A 21,264-nucleotide genomic window follows, 5' to 3' on the forward strand; every position below is an offset into this window, starting at 1 on the left:
GACAGGTTCAGGTCAATAACGGCATCGCAGGTCTGCGCCTGCTCAGCGATTCAATCACAACCAGCGGCTGTGGCGAGGGGGGTTGCTCCCGCTGGACAGCAAGCCCCTCCACCGCAAGCGCTTTTCTTTCTAGAAACTGTCGCCGGGCACTCGCACCCAGCCTTCCATCAGCACCCGCGCGCTGCGGCTCATGATGGCCTTGACCACCGTCCAGTCACCGCCGCTCCGGGTGGCTTCGGCGCCGACGCGCAAGGTGCCCGAGGGATGGCCGAAACGTACCGCGCTGCGCGCGCCACCACCGGCCGCCAGGTTGACCAGGGTTCCGGGAATCGCCGCCGCGGTACCTATGGCCACCGCCGCGGTGCCCATCATCGCGTGGTGCAGCTTGCCCATGGACATGGCCCGCACTAGCAGGTCGACGTCCCCGGCCTTGATCGCCTTGCCGCTGGAGGCCTGGTAATCCGCAGGCGCGGCGACAAAGGCCACTTTCGGCGTGTGCTGGCGCTGGGCGGCTTCATCCAGGTGTTTGATCAGGCCCATGCGCAGGGCGCCATGGGCGCGGATGGTCTCGAACATCGCCAGGGCCTTGGGGTCGCCATTGATATCGCCCTGCAGCTCGGTGCCGCGATAGCCGATGTCTGCGGCGTTGACGAAGATCGTCGGAATCCCGGCATTGATCAGCGTCGCCTTGAAGGTGCCGACACCGGGCACTTCCAGGTCGTCCACCAGGTTGCCGGTGGGGAACATCGAACCGCCCGCGCCCTCTTCCTCGGCCGCAGGGTCAAGGAATTCCAGCTGCACTTCGGCCGCCGGGAACGTCACGCCGTCCAGCTCGAAATCACCGGTTTCCTGGACCTCGCCATTGGTGATCGGCACGTGGGCGATGATGCTCTTGCCGATATTGGCCTGCCAGATGCGCACCACCGCCACGCCGTTCTGCGGAATGCGCGCCGGGTCCACCAGGCCGCTGCTGATGGCGAAAGAGCCCACCGCCGCCGAGAGGTTGCCGCAGTTGCCGCTCCAGTCGACAAAGGCCTTGTCGATGGCCACCTGGCCGAACAGGTAGTCGACGTCGTGGTCGGCCTTGATGCTCTTGGAGAGGATCACCGTCTTGCTGGTACTGGAGGTGGCGCCGCCCATGCCGTCGATCTGCTTGTCATAGGGATCGGGGCTGCCGATCACCCGCAACAGCAGGGCATCACGGGCTGCGCCCGGCAGTTGGGCCGCCTCGGGCAGGTCCTGCAGGTTGAAGAACACGCCCTTGCTGGTGCCGCCACGCATGTAGGTGGCGGGAATCTTGATCTGCGCTACGAATGCCATGAATTTCAGGTCCCGATAATGACCGGGGGCGGCGCCTTGCGGCCCGCCCCCGGTACGTTGCTTAGCTGGCTACTGCCGATTCCAGGAAGTCCTGGGCGAAGCGTTGCAGCACCCCGCCCGCCTCGTAGATCGATACCTCTTCGGCGGTATCGAGGCGGCAGGTCACCGGCACCTCAAGCCGCTCGCCGTTCTTGCGGTTGATCACCAGGGTCAGTTGCGCCCGAGGCGTGCGCGCGCCGATCACGTCGTAGGTTTCAGTGCCGTCGATGCCCAGGGTCTTGCGGTCGGTGCCCGCGAGGAACTCCAGCGGCAGCACGCCCATGCCCACCAGGTTGGTACGGTGGATGCGCTCGAAGCCTTCGGCGACGATGGCTTCCACCCCCGCCAGCCGCACGCCCTTGGCTGCCCAGTCGCGGGACGAGCCCTGGCCGTAGTCGGCACCGGCAACGATGATCAGCGGTTGCTTGCGCTGCATGTAGGTTTCGATGGCTTCCCACATCCGCGTCACTTTGCCTTCCGGCTCGATCCGCGCCAGGGAACCCTGCTTGACCTTGCCGTTTTCCTGGACCATTTCGTTGAACAGTTTCGGGTTGGCGAAGGTCGCGCGCTGAGCGGTCAAGTGGTCGCCACGGTGAGTCGCGTAGGAGTTGAAGTCCTCTTCCGGCAGGCCCATTTTCGCCAGGTACTCGCCCGCCGCGCTGCCCGCCATGATGGCGTTGGACGGCGACAGGTGGTCGGTGGTGATGTTGTCCGGCAGCACCGCCAGCGGACGCATCCCGGTCAGGCTGCGCTCACCGGCCAGGGCCCCTTCCCAGTAAGGCGGACGGCGGATGTAGGTGCTCTGCGGGCGCCATTCATACAGCGGCTCGACTTTCGGGCCGGTGTCTTCGTGGATGGCGAACATCGGGATGTAGACCTTGCGGAACTGCTCCGGCTTGACCGCTGCCTTGACCACCGCGTCGATCTCTTCATCGCTCGGCCAGATGTCCTTGAGGCGGATTTCCCGGCCGTTGGCGTCCAGGCCCAGCACATCCTTCTCGATATCGAAACGGATGGTGCCGGCGATGGCGTAGGCCACCACCAGCGGCGGCGAAGCCAGGAACGCCTGCTTGGCGTAAGGGTGGATGCGCCCATCGAAGTTGCGGTTGCCCGAGAGCACGGCGGTGGCGTACAGGTCGCGGTCGATGATTTCCTTCTGGATCACCGGGTCGAGGGCACCGGACATGCCATTGCAAGTGGTGCAGGCAAAAGCCACCACGCCAAAGCCCAGTTGCTCCAGCTCATGGCCCAGGCCGGCCTCTTCCAGGTACATGGCCACGGTTTTCGAACCCGGAGCCAGGGATGACTTGACCCACGGCTTGCGGGTCAGCCCCAGCTTGTTGGCGTTGCGCGCCAGCAGGCCGGCGGCGATCACGTTGCGCGGGTTGCTGGTGTTGGTGCAACTGGTGATGGCGGCGATGATCACCGCGCCGTCCGGCATTTGCCCCGGGGTTTCGGACCACTGCCCGGCGATGCCCTTGGCCGCCAGGTCGCTGGTGGCGACCCGGGCGTGCGGGTTGCTCGGCCCGGCCATGTTGCGCACCACCGACGACAGGTCGAACTGCAGGCCGCGCTCGTAGCGTGCGCTCTTCAGGCTGTCGGCCCACAGCCCAGTGTGCCTGGCGTAGCTCTCTACCAGGCGCACCTGCTCGTCTTCACGGCCGGTGAGCTTGAGGTAGTCGATGGTTTGCTGGTCGATGTAGAACATCGCCGCCGTGGCGCCGTATTCCGGCGCCATGTTGGAGATGGTGGCGCGGTCGCCCAGGGTCAGCGCCGCGGCACCTTCGCCAAAGAACTCCAGCCAGGCCCCCACCACTTTCTGCTTGCGCAGGAACTCGGTCAGCGCCAGCACCATGTCGGTGGCGGTGATGCCCGGTTGCAGCTTGCCGGTGAGCTCGACGCCGATGATGTCCGGCAGGCGCATCCACGAGGCGCGGCCGAGCATCACACTCTCGGCTTCCAGGCCGCCCACGCCGATGGCGATCACCCCCAGCGCATCCACGTGGGGGGTGTGGCTGTCGGTGCCGACGCAGGTATCAGGAAAGGCCACGCCGTCGAGCACCTGGATCACCGGGGACATTTTCTCCAGGTTGATCTGGTGCATGATGCCGTTGCCGGGCGGGATCACGTCGACGTTCTTGAAGGCCTTCTTGGTCCAGTTGATGAAGTGGAAGCGGTCTTCGTTGCGCCGATCTTCGATGGCGCGGTTCTTGTCGAAGGCGTCCGGGTCGAAACCGCCGCACTCCACGGCCAGGGAGTGGTCGACGATCAACTGGGTCGGCACTACCGGGTTGACCAGCGCCGGGTCACCGCCCTGGTCGGCGATGGCGTCACGCAGGCCGGCCAGGTCCACCAGTGCGGTCTGGCCGAGAATGTCGTGGCACACCACGCGGGCCGGGAACCAGGGGAAGTCCAGGTCGTCGCGGCGCTCTATCAGTTGGCCGAGGGAGGCGTTGAGGGTTGCCGGATCACAGCGGCGCACCAGGTTTTCCGCCAGTACGCGGGAGGTGTAGGGCAGGCTGTCGTAGGCGCCTGGCTTAAGCGCATCGACCGCCGCCCGGGCGTCGAAATAGTCCAGTTGGCTGCCGGGCAGCGTCTTGCGAAATTCACTGTTCATGGTCAGGGCTCGGTCACGGTAGTTTCAAAGGGAGCGCCTGGCACCGTGTTGAATGGGCATCTATCCCCTGTAGGAGCGAGCTTGCTCGCGATGACTGAAGCAGATCCGACATCGCGTCGGCTGAACCATCGCTATCGCGAGCAAGCTCGCTCCTACAGGTGCTGCGGTGCATTCAATCAACAGTACCGGCGCCCTCCCGGTCAGCGGCGCTCGATTGGCACGAACTTGCGCTGTTCAACGCCGATGTACTCGGCGCTTGGACGGATGATGCGGTTGTTGGCACGCTGCTCGAACACGTGGGCGGCCCAGCCAGTCAGGCGCGAGCAGACGAAGATCGGGGTGAACAGCTTGGTCGGGATGCCCATGAAGTGGTACGCCGAGGCGTGGTAGAAGTCGGCATTGGGGAAGAGTTTCTTCTGCTCCCACATGGTCTTGTCGATGGCTTCGGACACCGGGAACAGCACCTTGTCACCGACTTCGTCAGCCAGCTTCTGCGACCAGCCCTTGATCACCTCGTTGCGCGGGTCGCTGTCTTTGTAGATCGCATGGCCAAAGCCCATGATCTTGTCCTTGCGCTCGAGCATCCGCAGCAACTCGGCAGTCGCCTGCTCGGGGCTCTGGAAGCGTTCGATCAGCTCCATGGCCGCTTCGTTGGCGCCGCCATGCAACGGGCCGCGCAGCGAACCGATGGCCGCGGTGACACAGGAATAGAGGTCCGACAGGGTCGAGGCACAGACCCGCGCGGTGAAGGTGGAGGCGTTGAATTCGTGCTCGGCATAGAGGATCAGCGAAACGTTCATCACCTTGACGTGCAAGTCACTGGGCTTCTTGCCGTGCAGCAAGTGCAGGAAGTGGCCACCGATGGTCTGCTCGTCGCTGACGCAATTGATGCGCACGCCTTCGTGGCTGAAGCGGTACCAGTAGCACATGATCGCCGGGAAGGCCGCCAGCAGGCGGTCGGTGACATCGTGCTGCTGGGAGAAGTCCTTCTCCGGCTCGATGTTGCCCAGGAACGAGCAACCGGTACGCATCACATCCATCGGATGGGCCTGGGCCGGTATGCGCTCCAGCACTTCCTTCAACGCCTGTGGCAGGTCGCGCAGCTTGCTCAGCTTGGCGCTGTAGGCGGCCAGTTGTTCCTGGGTCGGCAGGTCGCCGTACAACAACAGGTAGGCGACTTCCTCGAACTGCGCATCGGCCGCCAGTTCGCGCACGTCATAGCCGCGGTAGGTCAACCCGGCACCGGCCTGGCCCACGGTGGACAACGCGGTTTGCCCGGCCACCTGGCCGCGCAGACCTGCACCACTCAATACTTTTGCTTCGGCCATTGCTCTCTCCAATCTTGAATTTGTTAGGGACTTGGCAACTTCACGGTTCGGGACTCACCCCGACACTGTAGGAGCGAGCTTGCCCGCGATCCAGGCCCGCGCATTAGCGTCGACGACCATCGCGAGCCAGCTCGTTCCCACAGGGATTGATTCAGCCTTTCTTCTGCGCGAACAGCGCATCGAGCTTCTGCTCGAAGCTGTGGTAATCGATGCGCTCGTACAGTTCCATGCGGGTCTGCATGGTGTCGATCACGTTTTGCTGGGTGCCGTCGCGACGGATCGCGGTGTAGACGTTTTCTGCGGCCTTGTTCATGGCACGGAAGGCCGACAGCGGGTACAGCACCAGGGAAACATCCACGGATTTCAACTGTTCGGTGGTGTACAGCGGGGTGGCGCCGAACTCAGTGATGTTGGCCAGGATCGGAGCTTTCACCCGATCGGCGAAGATCTTGTACATTTCGAGCTCGGTGATGGCTTCCGGGAACACCATGTCGGCGCCGGCCTCGATGCACGCCGCGGCGCGTTCCAGGGCCGACTCCAGGCCTTCCACCGCCAGGGCGTCGGTGCGCGCCATGATCACGAAGCTGTCGTCGGTACGGGCATCCACCGCGGCCTTGATGCGGTCGACCATTTCCTGCTGGGAAACGATCTCCTTGTTAGGGCGGTGACCGCAGCGCTTGGCGCCGACCTGGTCTTCGATATGGATCGCCGCGGCACCGAACTTGATCATCGACTTGACGGTGCGCGCCACGTTGAAGGCCGACGAACCGAAACCGGTGTCCACGTCCACCAGCAGCGGCAGGTCGCAGACGTCGGTGATACGACGCACATCGGTAAGGACGTCGTCGAGACCGGTAATGCCCAGGTCAGGCACGCCGAGGGAGCCGGCAGCGACCCCGCCGCCCGACAGGTAGATGGCCTTGAAACCGGCGCGCTTGGCCAGCAGGGCATGGTTGGCGTTGATCGCGCCGACCACTTGCAACGGCTGTTCGCTGGCGACCGCATCGCGGAAACGCTGGCCTGGAGTGCTCTTGTTGGAACTCATGACTCACCTCGTGGAGTGGCTGTCTGATGGGCGCTGTCCTGGTAGTGACGCGCGATATTGCGTTTCGAGGCGCCGATGTGGCGGCGCATCAACAACTCGGCCAGTTCGCCGTCGCGATCGGCAATGGCATCGAGAATCCGGTGGTGTTCGGCAAAGGCCTGGTGCGGGCGGTTGGGGGTCGCGGAAAACTGGATGCGGTACATGCGCACCAGTTGGTACAGCTCGCCGCAGAGCATTTGCGTGAGGGTGCGGTTGCCGGCGCCCTGGATGATCCGGTAGTGGAAGTCGAAGTCCCCTTCCTGCTGGTAGTAGCCGACGCCGGCCTGGAACGCCGCATCGCGTTCGTGGGTATCGAGCACCCGGCGCAGTTCGTCGATTTCCTCGGTGGTCATGCGCTCGGCCGCCAGGCGGCAGGCCATGCCTTCCAGGGATTCCCGGATTTCGTAGAGTTCGATCAGCTCGGCATGGCTCAGGGAGACCACCCGGGCGCCAACGTGGGGCACCCGCACCAGCAGGCGCTGACCTTCCAGGCGGTGGATGGCCTCGCGCAGCGGGCCGCGACTGATGCCGTAGGTGCGCGCCAGTTCAGGCTCGGAGATCTTGCTGCCCGGGGCGATCTCGCCCTTGACGATGGCTGCCTGGATCCGCCGGAAGACGTTTTCGGACAGGGTTTCGGAATCGTCCTGAGCCTGCATCGGGTGTTCGAGTTGATCCAGCATATTGTCGACACCTTTAAAATCAATGAGGCAAAAATTAGCCAATACGCCGAAAACAGTCAAAGGAAAAATAGAGATTGTCGACAATCGTCTAATAACCCTAAGCGCCAGGGCAAGACAAAAGGCCCGCCCCCCGGCGCTGGCGCCATAAAACCAGCGTGCTAGAATGCCGCCCGCATTGGCCTGTCATCTTTTTATGGCACGCATACGAGGGAGCTTGCGCAGCAATGCCGGTCGCCTTGAACTGAAGAACCCATGCCCATCAGGATCTATGAGACTCAAGGCCCTTCCCCTACTGCTCTGCCTGCTTGCCCTGCCCGGCATCAGCGCCGCCGCCGGCAAGACTGTCTACGGCTTGAATGAATACGCCCGGCTGTCCGGCATCGACCTGGAGGTCGCGGCCAAGCTCGACACCGGGGCCAAGACCGCTTCCCTGAGTGCCCGCGACATCAAGCGCTTCAAGCGCAACGGCGAGTCCTGGGTGCGTTTCTACCTGGCGATCGACGCCGCCCATTCCCATCCCATCGAACGGCCTCTGGCCCGGGTCAGCAAGATCAAGCGCCGCGCCGGCGACTACGACCCCGATGAGGACAAGAACTACACCGCACGGCCGGTCATCGCCCTGGATGTCTGCATGGGCAGCGCCTTGCGCAGCATCGAAGTGAACTTGACCGACCGCAGCGCATTCCAATACCCACTCCTGATCGGCTCCGAAGCCCTGAAACGCTTCGATGCGCTGGTCGACCCCAGTCTTAAATACGCTGCTGGCAAACCCGCCTGCGCCACCGACGCTCATACCGCAGAGTAATTCCAATGCGCTCTCTTACCCTTCATCTGAAAGTCCTGATCGCCATCCTGGTGGTGCTGGGCATTTCGATCACGGCCTATCAGATCTTCGTGCTCGGCATTCCGGTGACCGAAGACGCTACCGACGATCTGTGGAACATCGATGCCAAGGTCGAGTTCGTCGCCAACGGCAAGGACCCGATCAAGATCCAGATGTTCGTGCCGCCCCTGAGCCGCGATTACGTGAGCCTCAACGAGAGCTTCATTTCCAACAACTACGGGGTGGCGGTGAACCGCGTCGACGGCAACCGCAAGGTCACCTGGTCGGCGCGCCGGGCCAAGGGCAACCAGACCCTCTACTACCGCCTGGTGCTGACCAAGCGCTACAGCGCCGAGAAAGCCAAGGTCAAGGGCCCGACCTTCCGTGACAGCATGGCCGTGGAAGGCCCGGAAAAGATCGCCGCCGACGCCCTGCTGGCGCCGATCCGCCAGCATTCGGCCGACGTCGAGACCTTCATCAGCGAAGCCATCAAGCGGGTCAACAACGCCAATGACGACAACGCCAAGCTGTTGCTGGCCGGCGACCCGTCCAGCGCCAACAAGGCCAAGATCGTCGAGCTGCTGCTGTCCATTGCCCACGTGCCGATGGAAAAGGTCCACACCATCCGCCTGGTGGCCGACCAGCCGCAGACCCCGGAGCTCTGGCTGCGCAGCTTCAACGGCACCGACTGGCTGTACTTCAACCCGGAAACCGGTGAGCAGGGCATGCCCAGCGACCGCCTGCTGTGGTGGACCGGCGACGACAACCTGATCACCGTCGATGGCGGCAAGAAAGCCAACGTCACCTTCAGCCTCAACAACAGCGAAATGAACGCCATTCGCCTGGCCAAGCTGACCGACGAGAACACCGACGCCAACTTCCTCGAATACTCGCTGTACGGCCTGCCGCTGCAGACCCAGCAGACCTTCATGATCATGGTGATGATCCCCATCGGCGTGCTGGTGATCCTGGTGCTGCGCAACCTGATCGGCCTGCAGACCCTCGGCACCTTCACCCCGGTGCTGATCGCCCTGGCCTTCCGCGAGACCCAGTTGGGCTTTGGCATCGTGCTGTTCACGGTGATCACCGCGCTCGGGCTGTCCTTGCGCTCCTACCTCGAACACTTGAAGTTGCAGATGTTGCCGCGACTCTCGGTGGTACTGACCTTCGTCGTGGTGCTGATCGCCGCCATCAGCCTGTTCAGCCACAAGCTGGGCCTGGAACGCGGCCTGTCGGTGGCGCTGTTCCCGATGGTGATCCTGACCATGACCATCGAACGCCTGTCCATCACCTGGGAAGAGCGCGGCGGCGGCCATGCGATGAAAGTCGCCATCGGTACCCTGTTCGCCGCCTCCCTGGCGCACCTGATCATGAGCGTGCCGGAACTCACCTACTTCGTCTTTACCTTCCCCGCGATGTTGCTGATCCTGGTGGGCTTCATGCTGGCGATGGGTCGCTACCGCGGCTACCGCCTGACGGAGCTGGTACGTTTCAAAGCCTTCGTCAAGGCCGACTCCTGATGTTCGGCCTGTGGAAGACCTGGAAAGCCCTGGAAGCGCGGGGAATCATGGGCATCAACCGGCGTAATGCCGACTACGTGCTCAAGTACAACAAGCGCAGCCTGTACCCCATCGTCGATGACAAGATCATCACCAAGGAACGGGCGATCAAGGCCGGTATCCATGTGCCGGAACTGTATGGGGTGATCTCCACCGAGAAGGAAATCGACAAGCTCGGCGAGATCCTCAAAGGGCGCAACGACTTCGTGATCAAGCCGGCCCAGGGCGCCGGAGGTGACGGGATCATCGTGATCGCCGACCGCTTCGAGGGCCGCTATCGCACGGTGTCCGGCAAGATCATCAGCCACGAAGAGATCGAGCACCATATCTCCAGCATCCTCACCGGCCTGTATTCCCTGGGCGGCCACCGCGACCGGGCGCTGATCGAGTACCGGGTGACCCCCGACCAGATCTTCAAGAGCATCAGCTATGAAGGCGTGCCGGACATCCGCATCATCGTGCTCATGGGCTACCCGGTGATGGCCATGCTGCGCCTGCCGACCCGCCAGTCCGGGGGCAAGGCCAACCTGCACCAGGGCGCCATCGGCGTCGGGGTCGACCTGGCCACCGGCCTGACCCTGCGCGGTACCTGGCTGAACAACATCATCACCAAGCACCCGGACACCACCAATGCGGTGGACGGCGTGCAACTGCCCTACTGGGACGGCTTCATGAAGCTGGCGGCCGGCTGCTACGAACTCTGCGGCCTGGGCTACATCGGCGTGGACATGGTGCTGGACCAGGACAAGGGTCCGCTGATTCTCGAACTCAACGCGCGGCCGGGGCTGAATATCCAGATCGCCAACGACTGCGGCCTGACCCAGCGTACCCACGCCATCGAAGCCCACCTTGAGGAACTCAAGGCCCAGGGCATCGAGGAAAGCGTCGAAGAGCGGGTACGCTTCGCCCAGGAACTGTTCGGCCATATCCCTGCCGTGGAAGGCTGATAGCGCCTGCCGCGGGGGCGAACGGAAGGTCCTGCGGACCTTTTCGCAGCCTGCGGCAGCGGCTACAAGTCGGTGAATACGCCACGAACCGGGCAATCGCCGACATCCCCTCTAGGAGCAACTCCTGCAGAGGCATACAATCGCCAACCGCGCTCCGATGGCTGATTTGCCCCGCATGTTGACCTGTTCCGTACATCCGCTCCCCTACCGCACCAACCCCGCCGAGTATTTCGCGGCAATCGAGCACGCCCCCGGCGCCGTGCTGCTGGACAGCGGCCGGCCCAGCGCCGAGCGCGGTCGCTATGACCTGCTCAGCGCCTGGCCACTGGCGCAGTTGACCGTGGCCGCCGAAGAAAGCGGCAGGGGCTTTCTCCAGCGCCTGCGGGACAACCTGGGGCAACTGGGCCCGGCGCAACTACCCGCTCCTTATGAACTGCCCTTCGCCGGCGGCCTGATCGGCTACCTCAGCTATGACTTCGGCCGCCATCTGGAGCGCCTGCCAAGCCAGGCCCGGGATGACCTGCAACTGCCCGACGCACGCTTTGGCCTGTATGCCTGGGCGCTGATCAACGACCACCAGGCAGGCACCAGCCAGCTGGTGTTCCACCCCAGCCTGGATGACACCGAGCGCCAGCGCCTGATTCAACTGTTCAGCCAACCGCTGCCCGCGTCGCAGCCGGCATTCAAGCTGACCGGCGCCATGCTGGCTGATCTGAGCGCCGAGGACTACCGCCAGGCGTTCCAGCGCATCCAGCACTACATCCAGGCCGGCGACTGCTATCAGGTGAACTTCGCCCAACGCTTTCGCGGCCAGTACCAGGGGGATCCCTGGGCGGCCTATTGCGCCCTGCGCGCCGCCTGCCCGACCCCGTTCTCGGGTTTCCAGCGGCTGCCGCAAGGCGGTGCGGTGCTGAGCCTGTCGCCGGAGCGCTTTGTCCACGTCAGCCGGGGCCGGGTGGAAACCCGGCCGATCAAGGGCACCCGACCGCGTGGCCGGGACGCTGCCGAAGACGCGGCCAACGCCGCCGAGCTACTGTCCAGCCCCAAGGACCGGGCGGAAAACCTGATGATCGTCGACCTGCTGCGCAACGACCTGGGGCGTACCTGCCGCATAGGCTCGGTACGGGTACCGGAGCTGTTCAGCCTGGAAAGCTACCCCAACGTGCACCACCTGGTGAGCAGCGTCACTGGCGAGCTGGCGGATGGCAAGGACGCACTGGACCTGATCGCCGGCAGCTTTCCCGGCGGCTCGATCACCGGCGCGCCGAAGATCCGCTCGATGCAGATCATCGACGAACTGGAGCCCACGCGACGTGCGCTGTACTGCGGTTCGCTGCTGTACCTGGACGTGCGCGGAGAAATGGACAGTTCGATCGCCATCCGCAGCCTGCTGGCCAAGGATGGGCAGATCTGCTGCTGGGGCGGCGGCGGAATCGTCGCGGATTCCGACTGGCAGGAGGAATACCAGGAATCCATCACCAAGGTGCGGGTGTTGCTGGAGACGCTGCAGGGGCTTTAGGGCCCCTTCGCCGGCAAGCCGGCTCCTACAAGAGCGCCTCGTTCCCCCCCGTAGGAGCTGGCTTGCCAGCGAAAGCGTCGGCAGGATTTGCGCAAAATCCTGGAGCCCCTTCGCCGGCAAGCCGGCTCCTACAAGAGCGCCTCGTTCTCCCACCCGTAGGAGCTGGCTTGCCAGCGAAGGCGTCGGCAGGATTTGTGAAAAATCCAAGGGGCTCTTCGCCGGCGAACCGGCTTACAGGCTCAAGGTGCGGTTGGAAGCCTTGATGAACTCCTGCTTCAGCTCGGCAAAGCTGTGCACCGCCGGGAACTGCGGGAACTCGCGGATCACGTTGTCCGGGGCGTGAAATAGGATGCCGGCATCCGCCTCGCCAAGCATCGTCGTGTCGTTGTAGGAATCCCCCGCCGCAATCACCCGGTAGTACAGGCTCTTGAAGGCCAGCACCGACTGGCGCTTGGGGTCTTTCTGGCGCAACTGATAGCCGGTCACCCGGCCGCCGTCATCTGTGATCAGGCGGTGGCAAAGCAGGGTCGGAAAGCCCAGCTGGCGCATCAGGGGCTGGGAAAATTCATAGAAGGTGTCGGAAAGGATCACCACCTGGAAGCGCTCGCGCAGCCAGTTGACGAACTCCACCGCGCCGTCCAGTGGCTTGAGGGTGGCGATCACTTCCTGGATGTCCGAAAGCTTCAGGCCGTGTTCGTCGAGAATCCGCAGGCGCTGTTTCATCAGCACGTCGTAGTCGGGAATATCCCGGGTGGTTGCCTTGAGGGATTCAATCCCGGTTTTTTCGGCAAAGGCGATCCAGATTTCCGGGACCAGCACACCTTCCAGATCGAGACAGGCAATTTCCACAAGACACTCCCATTGGTTCTGATTATTTGAATTGAGCGAGTAAAAGGACTGCCGAACTCTAGCGATTCACCCCGAGAGGCGCAACGCAGACAAGCACGCCAGGGCCGTGTGGATTTTGTTAAGATCGCCCCCCTATAGAGCGCACAGCGCCACCGACCTGCAGGAAACCGCCCTGATGAACCCATCGTTCGACGTCGCTGAACTCGCCGCGACCTATGCCAACAAATCCGCCCAGGACATTCTGAAGCTGGCCTTCGCCCAGTTCGGTGACGACCTGTGGATCTCCTTCAGCGGCGCCGAGGATGTGGTGCTGGTGGACATGGCCTGGAAGCTGAACAAGAACGTCAAGGTGTTCAGCCTGGATACCGGCCGCCTGCACCCGGAAACCTACCGTTTCATCGATCAGGTGCGTGAGCACTACAAGATCCAGATCGAGCTGATCTCGCCGGACCACAGCAAGCTCGAACCCTTCGTCAAGGAAAAGGGCCTGTTCAGCTTCTATAAGGACGGCCATGGCGAGTGCTGCGGTATCCGCAAGATCGAGCCGCTGCGGCGCAAGCTGTCCACCGTCAGCGCCTGGGCCACCGGCCAGCGCCGTGATCAGAGCCCGGGCACCCGCAGCCAGGTGGCGGTGATGGAAGTCGACACAGCCTTCTCCACGCCGGAGCGCACCCTGTACAAGTTCAACCCACTGGCGCAAATGAGCAGCGAGGAAATCTGGGGTTACATCCGCATGCTCGAACTGCCCTACAACAGCCTGCATGAACGCGGCTTCATCAGCATCGGCTGCGAGCCCTGCACCCGCCCGGTACTGCCCAACCAGCACGAGCGCGAAGGCCGCTGGTGGTGGGAGGAAGCCACCCAGAAAGAATGCGGCTTGCACGCCGGCAACATCATCAGCAAAGCCTGACCCCTTCCCTGCGGGCGCGCCTGAAGGACGCCCGCACCGAAAAGCCAACCCGCAACAAAACCTGTACACAAGAATGTCACCGTCGGTGCCATTTTTGTGTGCACTTCAAACACTCCCCGCCCCAAAAGGTTACAAGCCTTTCCCGCGCCGATATCCATTGGGCGTCAAGCCGTGCCTGGCGAAAAATAAATACCTGTTCAAACGGTCAATTTTTAATCTCGTCTTTTCAGAAGGTTAGGAACAACCCATAACAAAACGAAATCAGCAGCCCATTTCATATTCGTGAAATTGGCACAGAAGTGGCTTTAGTGGATGCATGTTTTGTATACAAAAAAACCAAAACATACATACACCAACCGTCCGCACGCCTGACCCACGACTCAAGCTGCAGATGCCCCGAACCCAGTGATTCCTCCCCTGTGACGAAGATTGTCGAGCCCCCTCGCTCAAGCACAGTCATCCAGGGCCGGAGTCAGGAGCATGCCGGAATGCGTACCAGCCCTTCCAACAACATCGCACTGGATCTGCCCTCCTCGCTGCATTCGCACAACGTCCAACAACCGGTCGCCGATGCGGCCCCCATCGCGCTCAGCCCACGCCTGCACAACCGCGACCTGGCACCGACCAAGGTCGAAGGCCGGCGCTGGGGTGGCTACAGCATCTTCGCCTTGTGGACCAACGATGTGCACAACATCGCCAACTACTCCTTCGCCATCGGCCTCTATGCCCTGGGCCTGGGCGGCTGGCAGATCCTGCTGTCCCTGGGGATAGGCGCGGCGCTGGTGTATCTCTTCATGAACCTGTCCGGCTACATGGGGCAGAAGACCGGGGTGCCGTTCCCGGTGATCAGTCGCATCAGCTTCGGCATCCATGGCGCGCAGATTCCGGCACTCATCCGGGCGGTGATCGCCATCGCCTGGTTCGGCATCCAGACCTACCTGGCCTCGGTGGTGTTTCGCGTGCTGCTCACGGCCATCCATCCGGGCTTCGCCGATTACGACCACGACTCGATCCTCGGCCTCTCGACCCTGGGCTGGGCCTGCTTCCTGGTGATCTGGCTGGTGCAACTGGCGATTCTCGCCTATGGCATGGAAATGATCCGGCGCTACGAAGCCTTCGCCGGGCCGATCATTCTGCTGACCGTGGCCTGCCTGGCCGCCTGGATGTACACCCAGGCCGACGGGCAGATCGCCTGGTCGATCCGCGAACCTCTGAGCGGCGGGGAAATGTGGCGGCAGATCTTCGCCGGCGGCGCCCTGTGGCTGGCAATCTACGGCACCCTGATCCTCAACTTCTGCGACTTCGCCCGTTCCTCGCCGTGCCGCAAGACCATCAAGGTCGGCAATTTCTGGGGCCTGCCGGTGAACATCCTGGTGTTCGCCACCATCACCGTGCTGCTGTGCGGCGCGCAGTTCCAGATCAATGGCCGGGTCATCGAAAGCCCCACCGAGATCATCGCCTCGATCCCCAACACACTGTTCCTGGTCCTGGGCTGCCTGGCCTTTCTGATCGTTACCGTGGCGGTAAACATCATGGCCAACTTCGTCGCCCCGGCCTTCGTCCTCAGCAACCTGGCGCCCAAGTACCTGACCTTCCGCCGCGCCGGGCTGATCAGCGCGGCGCTGGCGGTGCTGATCCTGCCGTGGAACCTGTACAACAGCCCGCTGGTGATCGTGTATTTCCTCTCCGGGCTGGGCGCCCTGCTCGGCCCGCTGTACGGGGTGATCATGGTGGACTACTGGATCCTGCGCAAAGCCCAGGTCAACGTGCCGCAGCTCTATAGCGAAGACCCGCAAGGCGCCTATTTCTACAGCCGCGGGGTCAACCTGCGGGCAGTGGCGGCCTTTATTCCCGCGGCGCTGATCGCCATCGTGCTGGCCCTGGTGCCAGGTTTTGCCAGTGTCTCGCCATTCTCCTGGCTGATCGGCGCCGGCATCGCCGGCATGCTCTACCTGATCATCGCCAAGCGCCAACCCGGCTACGCGGACGTCAGCGGCGAAAGCATCGCCGTGGACAACGTCAGCCATTGAACCTGCCCGGCCCGGCCCGGCGCGCCGGGCCTGAACTGCCCAACCTGCAAGGAACCCTCATGCGAATTCTCGTGGTCAACGTCAACACCACCGACTCCATTACCCAGGCCATCGCCCATCAGGCACAAAGCGTGGCAGCGCCGGGTACCGAGATCATCGGCCTGACCCCCTACTTCGGCGCCGAATCGGTGGAAGGCAACTTCGAAAGCTACCTGGCGGCCATCGCCGTAATGGACCGGGTGCTGGCCTACGACCAGCCCTATGACGCGGTGATCCAGGCCGGCTACGGCGAGCACGGCCGCGAAGGCTTGCAGGAACTGCTGAACGTGCCAGTGGTGGACATCACCGACGCCGCCGCCAGCACTGCCCTGTTCCTTGGCCACGCCTACTCGGTGGTCACCACCCTGGACCGCACCGTGCCGCTGATTGAAGACCGGCTCAAGCTCTCCGGCCTTTATGACCGCTGCGCCTCGGTGCGGGCCAGCGGCCTGGCGGTACTGGAGCTGGAGGAAGACCCGCTGCGCGCCGTGGAAGCCATCGTGCGCCAGGCCGAACGGGCGGTGACCGAGGACAAGGCCGAAGTCATCTGCCTGGGCTGCGGCGGCATGGCCGGCCTGGATGAACAGATTCGCCAGCGCACCGGGGTGCCGGTGGTGGACGGAGTAACGGCAGCAGTGACCATTGCCGAGTCCCTGGTGCGTCTGGGGCTATCCACCTCCAAGGTACGCACCTATGCCACGCCCCGGCCCAAGCGAGTGCTGGGCTGGCCCTTGCGGGCGGGGCGCTGAGGCCGGCGGTACCTAGAGTCGTCGACAGGCCGGTTCCTACAAGGCGCTAAAGGCCTGAGCCAGGCCTTGCTCGGCGAACTGCTCAATGACGAAGTCGACAAAAGCCCGCGTCTTGCCCGGGAGCATCTTGTGCTCGGCGTAGTAGATTGAGGTAAAGCCATCGTCCACGTACCAGTCCGGCAGCACCCGTTGCAAGGCCCCGGAACGCAGGTAATTGACGGCAAACGGCATGCTCACCAAGGCCAGGCCCAGCCCTTGGGCCGCGGCGATGCAGGCGGCCTCGGAATCGCTCATGGTCATGCTGGCCTTGAGCTCCAGCGGGCACATCAGCCCTCCCCGACCGGTCATCTGCCAGGTGCGGATGCGCCCGGTCTGGGGGGAGCGGATAAGAATCCCCCGGCAATGCCGCAGGTCTTCGGGCCCGTTGATCGGTGCCCGCCCCCGCAGGTAATCGGCACTTGCCACCAGCACCCGGTGAGCCGGTGACAGCCGCCGGGCGACCACTCCCTGGGGCAATTCGAAACCGCCGCCAATGGCCGCATCGAAACCTTGGCCGATCAGGTCCACCTGGCGGTTGTCGAAATGCCAGTCGGGATGAATATCCGGGTAGCGGCGCAAAAAGGCGCCGAGCATCGGCACTATGTACAGCCCGCCGAACACTGTACCCATGCTGACCTTGAGCGTCCCCGCCGGGCGCCCCTGGGCATCGGCCAGGGTGCTGACCGCGTTCTGGATGGTCTGCAGGCTGTCGGCGACTTCCGCGAGGAACAGGTGGCCGGCCTCGGTCAGGGTCAGGCGCCGGGTACTGCGCTGGAACAGGCGCACACCAACCCGGGTTTCCAGCTTGGCCACGCTCTTGCCCACCGCCGCCGGGGTCAGCCCGAGCCGCCGCGCCGCCTCGGCAAAGCTGCCGACTTCAGCGCTGCGGACAAAACATTCGATACTGCTGAAGGCTTCCATAAGAGCCACTCTAAACTTCTGGTTTACACAGAGTATAGGGATTACCGGCTACTCAGAGGCTAACCAGCGGCAGATACTCGCTCCAAGCACAAGGCACCCGGCCTTGAATCTCTGGAGAAGCACATGAGCACATATGACCTCAGCGGCAAAGTAGCCTTGATCCAAGGCGGTTCCCGTGGCATTGGCGCAGCCATTGTCGAGCGCTTGGCGGCAGAAGGCGCCAGCGTTGCCTTTACCTACGTCAGTTCGGCGAGCAAGGCCCAGGCCCTGCAGGACAGCATCATCGCCAAGGGTGGCAAGGCCCTGGCGATCCACGCCGACAGCGCCGACGCCGCGGCCATCCGCCGAGCAGTGAACGAAAGCGTCACGGCCTTTGGCCGCCTCGATATCCTGGTCAACAACGCCGGGGTGCTGGCCATCGCCCCCTTGGACGAGTTCAAGCTGGAGGACTTCGACCAGACCCTGGCGATCAACGTGCGCAGCGTATTCATCGCCACCCAGGAAGCCGCACGACACATGGGCGAAGGTGGGCGCATCATCAACATCGGCAGCACCAACGCCGACCGCATGCCCTTCGCCGGTGGCGGCCCCTACGCCATGAGCAAGGCCGCACTGGTGGGCCTGACCAAGGGCCTGGCCCGGGACCTGGGCCCGCGGGGCATCACCATCAACAACGTCCAGCCCGGCCCGGTGGACACCGACATGAACCCGGCGGACAGTGACTTCGCCGCGAGCCTGATGGACCTGATGGCTATCCGCCGCTATGGCCATGCCGAGGAAGTCGCCGGTTTCGTCGCCTACCTGGCCAGTGCCGAAGCGGGCTACATCACCGGCGCCAGCCTGACTATCGACGGTGGCTTCGGCGCCTGATCCTCACCCGCATAAAAAAGCCGGGCCGGGGCTCTACGCCCCGGCCCGGCCGGCGTGCAACCGGTGCGCAGGATCAATCAGGGTTCGCGGCGCATACGATGTTGATGATTCGATCAGGCACAAAGATGAACTTCAGCAAGCGCCCGCCAGACAGCCAGCGCTGCACCGTTGCATCCTCCAGCACCTGAGCCTTCACCGCCTCTTCCGTCATCCCCCGCTGCAGCATGATGCGAGTCCGCAACTTGCCATTGATGGAGACCGGGCATTCAAACTGCGTCTCATACAGCACACTTTCGTCGGCGACGGGATAGCCGCAATCAAGGATCGACCGCGAGTGCCCCAGCGCCTCGGACCACAGCTCTTCAGTAATGAACGGCGCATAGGGGTGCAACAGCTTGAGCAACAGCTCCAGCACACCACGCTTATGGCACTGCAAGACGCTGAGCTGGTTCACGCAGATCATCAGAGCGGCAATCGCAGTGTTGTAGGACATATCCTCGGTGGCACGCCCCACCTTGGCAATCGCCGTGTGCACCGCCTTGAGTTCCTCGTCGCCGGGCTCAAGGTCATCCACGATCACCGCGCCCTGCTCGTCCAGAAACAGGCGCCAGACCTTCTGCAGGAACTTGTGCGGGCCATCGATGGATTGCGTCGACCAGATGGCGGTCTGGTCGATCGGCCCGAGGAACATTTCATGCAGGCGGAAGGTATCGGCCCCGTAGACCTCGATCAGGTCATCGGGGTTGACCACGTTGTACTTGGACTTGGACATCTTTTCCGACAGGCGATCACACAGGAACACGCCCTTGGAGCAGACAAACGTGCCTTCGGTGTAGGTCTGGCGCCATGTGCGAAGAGCGTCGATATCCACCTGGTTCTTGTCATTCACCATGCTGATATCGACATACAGCGGCTGAACGTCCCGCCCGTCCTTGAGATCGGCGGAGACGAATTCATGGGTCGCCTTGTCCCGATAGATGATCGCCGAGACGCCGAGGATCATGCCTTGGCACAGGACCCGCTTGAAGGGTTCGGAAAAACTCAGCAAGCCGCGATCCTTGAGGAAATGCGTCCAGAAGCGCGAGTACAGCAGGTGGCCGGTGGCATGCTCGGATCCGCCGACATACAGATCCACGGCCTGCCAGTAGGCCAGCGCCTCCTTCGACACGGGCTCATGGCTGTTGGTCGGATCCATGTACCTGAGGAAGTACCAGCTCGACCCGGCCCAACCGGGCATGGTGGTGGTTTCATACTTAAAGCCGCGGTAGCGCCAGCTACTGGCTCGCTCCAAGGGGGGCTCACCCTCGCTGGTCGGCAGGAAGGCCTCGATATCGGGCAGGGTCACCGGCAGGTCCTGCTCGGGAACCACGCGAGCAATGCCCTGCTCGTCGTAGTACACCGGGATCGGCTCGCCCCAATAGCGCTGGCGGCCAAAAATCGCATCGCGGATGCGGTAATTGAAGGTGCGCTTGGCGGTTCCGGTCGCCACCAGGCGCTGCAGAATCCACTCGGTGGCCTCGGCACGCAGCATGCCCGTGGCTTCCTGAGAGTTGATCAGGCGGCCTTCATTGATCAGGAACGGCTTGGCGGCCTGCTCTGCCCCCTCATAGATATGCACCACGGGCAGATCGAAGGCCTGGGCAAAGTTGAAATCCCGTTGGTCTCCGGAAGGTACCGCCATGATGGCGCCCGTGCCGTAATCGGCCAGGACGTAGTCGGCAATCCAGATCGGCAGGTTTTCGCCGGTCAAGGGGTGGACGGCGTAGGCGCCGGTGAACTGGCCGGTGATCCGCTCGGCCTTGGCCATCCGTTCGCGCTCGGAGCGCAAGGCCACTTCTTCGCGGTAATTGGCCACTGCAGGCTTGAGAGGCGCTGAGGTGATTGCCTCGACGGCATCATGCTCAGGTGCCAGCACCAGGAACGTCGCGCCATACAGCGTATCGGGGCGGGTGGTGAAGACCTTGATCGCGGTCTGCGAATCACGCACCTGGAAATCAATTTCCGCGCCCTGGGATTTGCCGATCCAGTTGCGCTGCATGTCCTTCAAGGCTTCCGGCCAATCCAGGCTATCGAGCCCCTCCAGCAGGCGGTCGGCATAGGCGGAAATCCGCAGCATCCACTGCTTCATCATCTTTTTCTGAACCGGGTGGCCACCCCGCTCGGAAAAACCGTCCTTGATTTCGTCGTTGGCCAGCACCGTGCCCAGGGCCGGGCACCAGTTCACATAAGAGTCGGCGCGATACGCCAATCGGTAGTTCATCAGGAACTCCGACTGCTGCAAAGGCGAGAAAGCGGCCCACTGTTGCGCGCTGATGGTTGTGGTCCGCGAATCAGACCAGGCATTCACCCCGGCATTGCCGGATTGTTCAAAACGCTGGATCAGGGCATCGACAGGCTGGGCCTGGTGGGTATCGAGGCAGAACCAACTGTCGAACAGTTGGGAGAATATCCACTGCGTCCAGTGATAGTACTGAGCATCGGAAGTCTTGATCTCGCGGTCCGGGTCATAACAGAAACCCAGTTTTCTCAACTGCGACTTGAAGGTGGCAATGTTCTTGTCAGTGGTTACTCTTGGGTGCTGTCCGGTTTCGATTGCATACTGTTCCGCGGGTAATCCGAAAGAGTCGAAACCCATGGGATGCAAAACATTGAAACCGGCCATTCGTTTAAAACGACTATATACGTCAGTCGCAATATATCCGCGCGGATGCCCAACATGCAGACCGGCACCCGAAGGATAAGGAAACATGTCAAGGCAATAATATTTAGGCAGAGAAGTATCTAGTTCAACGGAGTAATGCTTTTCATTTTCCCAGCGAGCGAGCCATTTATCTTCTATCTTCCTGATACTTTCCGTCTTCATGAACAACTCCTGAAAAATGCCGCACGCACTCATTTACGAGGGCGGAATATATTACAGTCGACTACCATTCGCAACGCG

The 21,264-nt window shown here is 62.8% G+C and carries 16 protein-coding genes; 8 read left to right on the top strand and 8 right to left on the bottom strand.

What is annotated here, in order from left to right:
- Positions 1 to 129 precede the first annotated feature (129 nt).
- The 5 genes from prpF to KCG88_RS25455 all read right to left on the bottom strand — a co-directional run bounded on the left by prpF (position 130) and on the right by KCG88_RS25455 (position 7,068).
- A complete protein-coding gene (gene prpF, locus KCG88_RS25435) occupies positions 130 to 1,320 on the bottom strand; it encodes a 2-methylaconitate cis-trans isomerase PrpF (RefSeq protein WP_047284855.1) in 1,191 nt (396 codons plus the stop codon).
- Positions 1,321 to 1,381: 61 nt separating this feature from the next.
- Complete coding sequence (gene acnD, locus KCG88_RS25440; RefSeq protein WP_011060183.1) at positions 1,382 to 3,976, bottom strand: Fe/S-dependent 2-methylisocitrate dehydratase AcnD; 2,595 nt, start codon at positions 3,974 to 3,976, stop codon at positions 1,382 to 1,384.
- Between the two features lie 200 nt (positions 3,977 to 4,176).
- On the bottom strand, positions 4,177 to 5,304 hold the full coding sequence (prpC, locus tag KCG88_RS25445; RefSeq protein ID WP_047284850.1) for a 2-methylcitrate synthase: 1,128 nt from the start codon (positions 5,302 to 5,304) through the stop codon (positions 4,177 to 4,179).
- 151 nt (positions 5,305 to 5,455) lie between these two features.
- Entirely contained in the window at positions 5,456 to 6,349 is an 894-nt protein-coding gene (gene prpB / locus KCG88_RS25450; RefSeq protein ID WP_011060181.1) for a methylisocitrate lyase, read from the bottom strand.
- The gene (locus KCG88_RS25455; RefSeq protein WP_011060180.1) at positions 6,346 to 7,068 is read right to left on the bottom strand and encodes a GntR family transcriptional regulator; all 723 of its coding nucleotides are present in this window, start codon (positions 7,066 to 7,068) and stop codon (positions 6,346 to 6,348) included. Before KCG88_RS25455 ends, prpB begins: the two co-directional genes overlap by 4 nt.
- A gap of 268 nt (positions 7,069 to 7,336) precedes the next feature.
- Between KCG88_RS25455 and KCG88_RS25460 the strand changes: the two genes are divergently transcribed.
- The 4 genes from KCG88_RS25460 (at position 7,337) to pabB (ending at position 11,916) form a co-directional block, all read left to right on the top strand.
- Complete coding sequence (locus tag KCG88_RS25460) at positions 7,337 to 7,873, top strand: ATP-dependent zinc protease (protein WP_011060179.1); 537 nt, start codon at positions 7,337 to 7,339, stop codon at positions 7,871 to 7,873.
- A 5-nt stretch (positions 7,874 to 7,878) separates the two neighbouring features.
- Positions 7,879 to 9,411 (top strand): inactive transglutaminase family protein, encoded by a 1,533-nt coding sequence (locus tag KCG88_RS25465; RefSeq protein ID WP_047284846.1) that lies wholly within the window; start codon positions 7,879 to 7,881, stop codon positions 9,409 to 9,411.
- Positions 9,411 to 10,397 carry an alpha-L-glutamate ligase-like protein gene (locus tag KCG88_RS25470; protein WP_015634740.1) on the top strand — a complete coding sequence of 329 codons (987 nt, stop codon included), beginning with the start codon at positions 9,411 to 9,413 and terminating at the stop codon, positions 10,395 to 10,397. Before KCG88_RS25465 ends, KCG88_RS25470 begins: the two co-directional genes overlap by 1 nt.
- Positions 10,398 to 10,572: 175 nt before the next feature.
- A complete protein-coding gene (pabB, locus tag KCG88_RS25475) occupies positions 10,573 to 11,916 on the top strand; it encodes an aminodeoxychorismate synthase component I (RefSeq protein ID WP_210713368.1) in 1,344 nt (447 codons plus the stop codon).
- A 231-nt stretch (positions 11,917 to 12,147) separates the two neighbouring features.
- Here the strand turns inward: pabB and thrH are convergent, their stop codons facing one another.
- The gene (thrH, locus tag KCG88_RS25480; RefSeq protein WP_015634738.1) at positions 12,148 to 12,765 is read right to left on the bottom strand and encodes a bifunctional phosphoserine phosphatase/homoserine phosphotransferase ThrH; all 618 of its coding nucleotides are present in this window, start codon (positions 12,763 to 12,765) and stop codon (positions 12,148 to 12,150) included.
- A gap of 172 nt (positions 12,766 to 12,937) precedes the next feature.
- On the opposite strand from thrH, the gene KCG88_RS25485 reads away from it, so the two are divergent.
- The 3 genes from KCG88_RS25485 (at position 12,938) to KCG88_RS25495 (ending at position 16,493) form a co-directional block, all read left to right on the top strand.
- Positions 12,938 to 13,675 carry a phosphoadenylyl-sulfate reductase gene (locus KCG88_RS25485; RefSeq protein WP_282598264.1) on the top strand — a complete coding sequence of 246 codons (738 nt, stop codon included), beginning with the start codon at positions 12,938 to 12,940 and terminating at the stop codon, positions 13,673 to 13,675.
- Positions 13,676 to 14,163: 488 nt separating this feature from the next.
- Positions 14,164 to 15,705 (top strand): NCS1 family nucleobase:cation symporter-1, encoded by a 1,542-nt coding sequence (locus tag KCG88_RS25490; RefSeq protein WP_210713370.1) that lies wholly within the window; start codon positions 14,164 to 14,166, stop codon positions 15,703 to 15,705.
- A 59-nt stretch (positions 15,706 to 15,764) separates the two neighbouring features.
- Positions 15,765 to 16,493: an aspartate/glutamate racemase family protein gene (locus tag KCG88_RS25495; RefSeq protein ID WP_047284841.1), complete on the top strand. Its 729-nt coding sequence runs from the start codon at positions 15,765 to 15,767 to the stop codon at positions 16,491 to 16,493.
- A gap of 36 nt (positions 16,494 to 16,529) precedes the next feature.
- On the opposite strand, the gene KCG88_RS25500 is transcribed toward KCG88_RS25495, so the two are convergent.
- On the bottom strand, positions 16,530 to 17,453 hold the full coding sequence (locus KCG88_RS25500; protein ID WP_047336124.1) for a LysR family transcriptional regulator: 924 nt from the start codon (positions 17,451 to 17,453) through the stop codon (positions 16,530 to 16,532).
- Positions 17,454 to 17,576: 123 nt separating this feature from the next.
- Here KCG88_RS25500 and KCG88_RS25505 point away from each other — a divergent pair, with 123 nt between their 5' ends.
- Positions 17,577 to 18,323, top strand: coding sequence for a 3-oxoacyl-ACP reductase family protein (locus KCG88_RS25505; RefSeq protein ID WP_047284838.1), 747 nt, complete (start codon positions 17,577 to 17,579; stop codon positions 18,321 to 18,323).
- Between the two features lie 73 nt (positions 18,324 to 18,396).
- Here the strand turns inward: KCG88_RS25505 and leuS are convergent, their stop codons facing one another.
- Positions 18,397 to 21,186: a leucine--tRNA ligase gene (gene leuS, locus KCG88_RS25510; protein ID WP_210713371.1), complete on the bottom strand. Its 2,790-nt coding sequence runs from the start codon at positions 21,184 to 21,186 to the stop codon at positions 18,397 to 18,399.
- Positions 21,187 to 21,264: the final 78 nt, after the last annotated feature.

This window comes from Pseudomonas sp. MWU349 (assembly GCF_017947325.1).
In the GTDB taxonomy this organism is placed as follows: domain Bacteria; phylum Pseudomonadota; class Gammaproteobacteria; order Pseudomonadales; family Pseudomonadaceae; genus Aquipseudomonas; species Aquipseudomonas protegens.

Bases quoted from the DNA above. Each gene is read 5' to 3' on its own strand.
- prpF (WP_047284855.1), bottom strand. From the start codon at position 1,320: ATGGCATTCGTAGCGCAGATCAAGATTCCCGCCACCTACATGCGTGGC.
- acnD (WP_011060183.1), bottom strand. From the start codon at position 3,976: ATGAACAGTGAATTTCGCAAGACGCTGCCCGGCAGCCAACTGGACTAT.
- prpC (WP_047284850.1), bottom strand. From the start codon at position 5,304: ATGGCCGAAGCAAAAGTATTGAGTGGTGCAGGTCTGCGCGGCCAGGTG.
- prpB (WP_011060181.1), bottom strand. From the start codon at position 6,349: ATGAGTTCCAACAAGAGCACTCCAGGCCAGCGTTTCCGCGATGCGGTC.
- KCG88_RS25455 (WP_011060180.1), bottom strand. From the start codon at position 7,068: ATGCTGGATCAACTCGAACACCCGATGCAGGCTCAGGACGATTCCGAA.
- KCG88_RS25460 (WP_011060179.1), top strand. From the start codon at position 7,337: ATGAGACTCAAGGCCCTTCCCCTACTGCTCTGCCTGCTTGCCCTGCCC.
- KCG88_RS25465 (WP_047284846.1), top strand. From the start codon at position 7,879: ATGCGCTCTCTTACCCTTCATCTGAAAGTCCTGATCGCCATCCTGGTG.
- KCG88_RS25470 (WP_015634740.1), top strand. From the start codon at position 9,411: ATGTTCGGCCTGTGGAAGACCTGGAAAGCCCTGGAAGCGCGGGGAATC.
- pabB (WP_210713368.1), top strand. From the start codon at position 10,573: ATGTTGACCTGTTCCGTACATCCGCTCCCCTACCGCACCAACCCCGCC.
- KCG88_RS25490 (WP_210713370.1), top strand. From the start codon at position 14,164: ATGCGTACCAGCCCTTCCAACAACATCGCACTGGATCTGCCCTCCTCG.
- KCG88_RS25495 (WP_047284841.1), top strand. From the start codon at position 15,765: ATGCGAATTCTCGTGGTCAACGTCAACACCACCGACTCCATTACCCAG.
- KCG88_RS25500 (WP_047336124.1), bottom strand. From the start codon at position 17,453: ATGGAAGCCTTCAGCAGTATCGAATGTTTTGTCCGCAGCGCTGAAGTC.
- KCG88_RS25505 (WP_047284838.1), top strand. From the start codon at position 17,577: ATGAGCACATATGACCTCAGCGGCAAAGTAGCCTTGATCCAAGGCGGT.
- leuS (WP_210713371.1), bottom strand. From the start codon at position 21,186: ATGAAGACGGAAAGTATCAGGAAGATAGAAGATAAATGGCTCGCTCGC.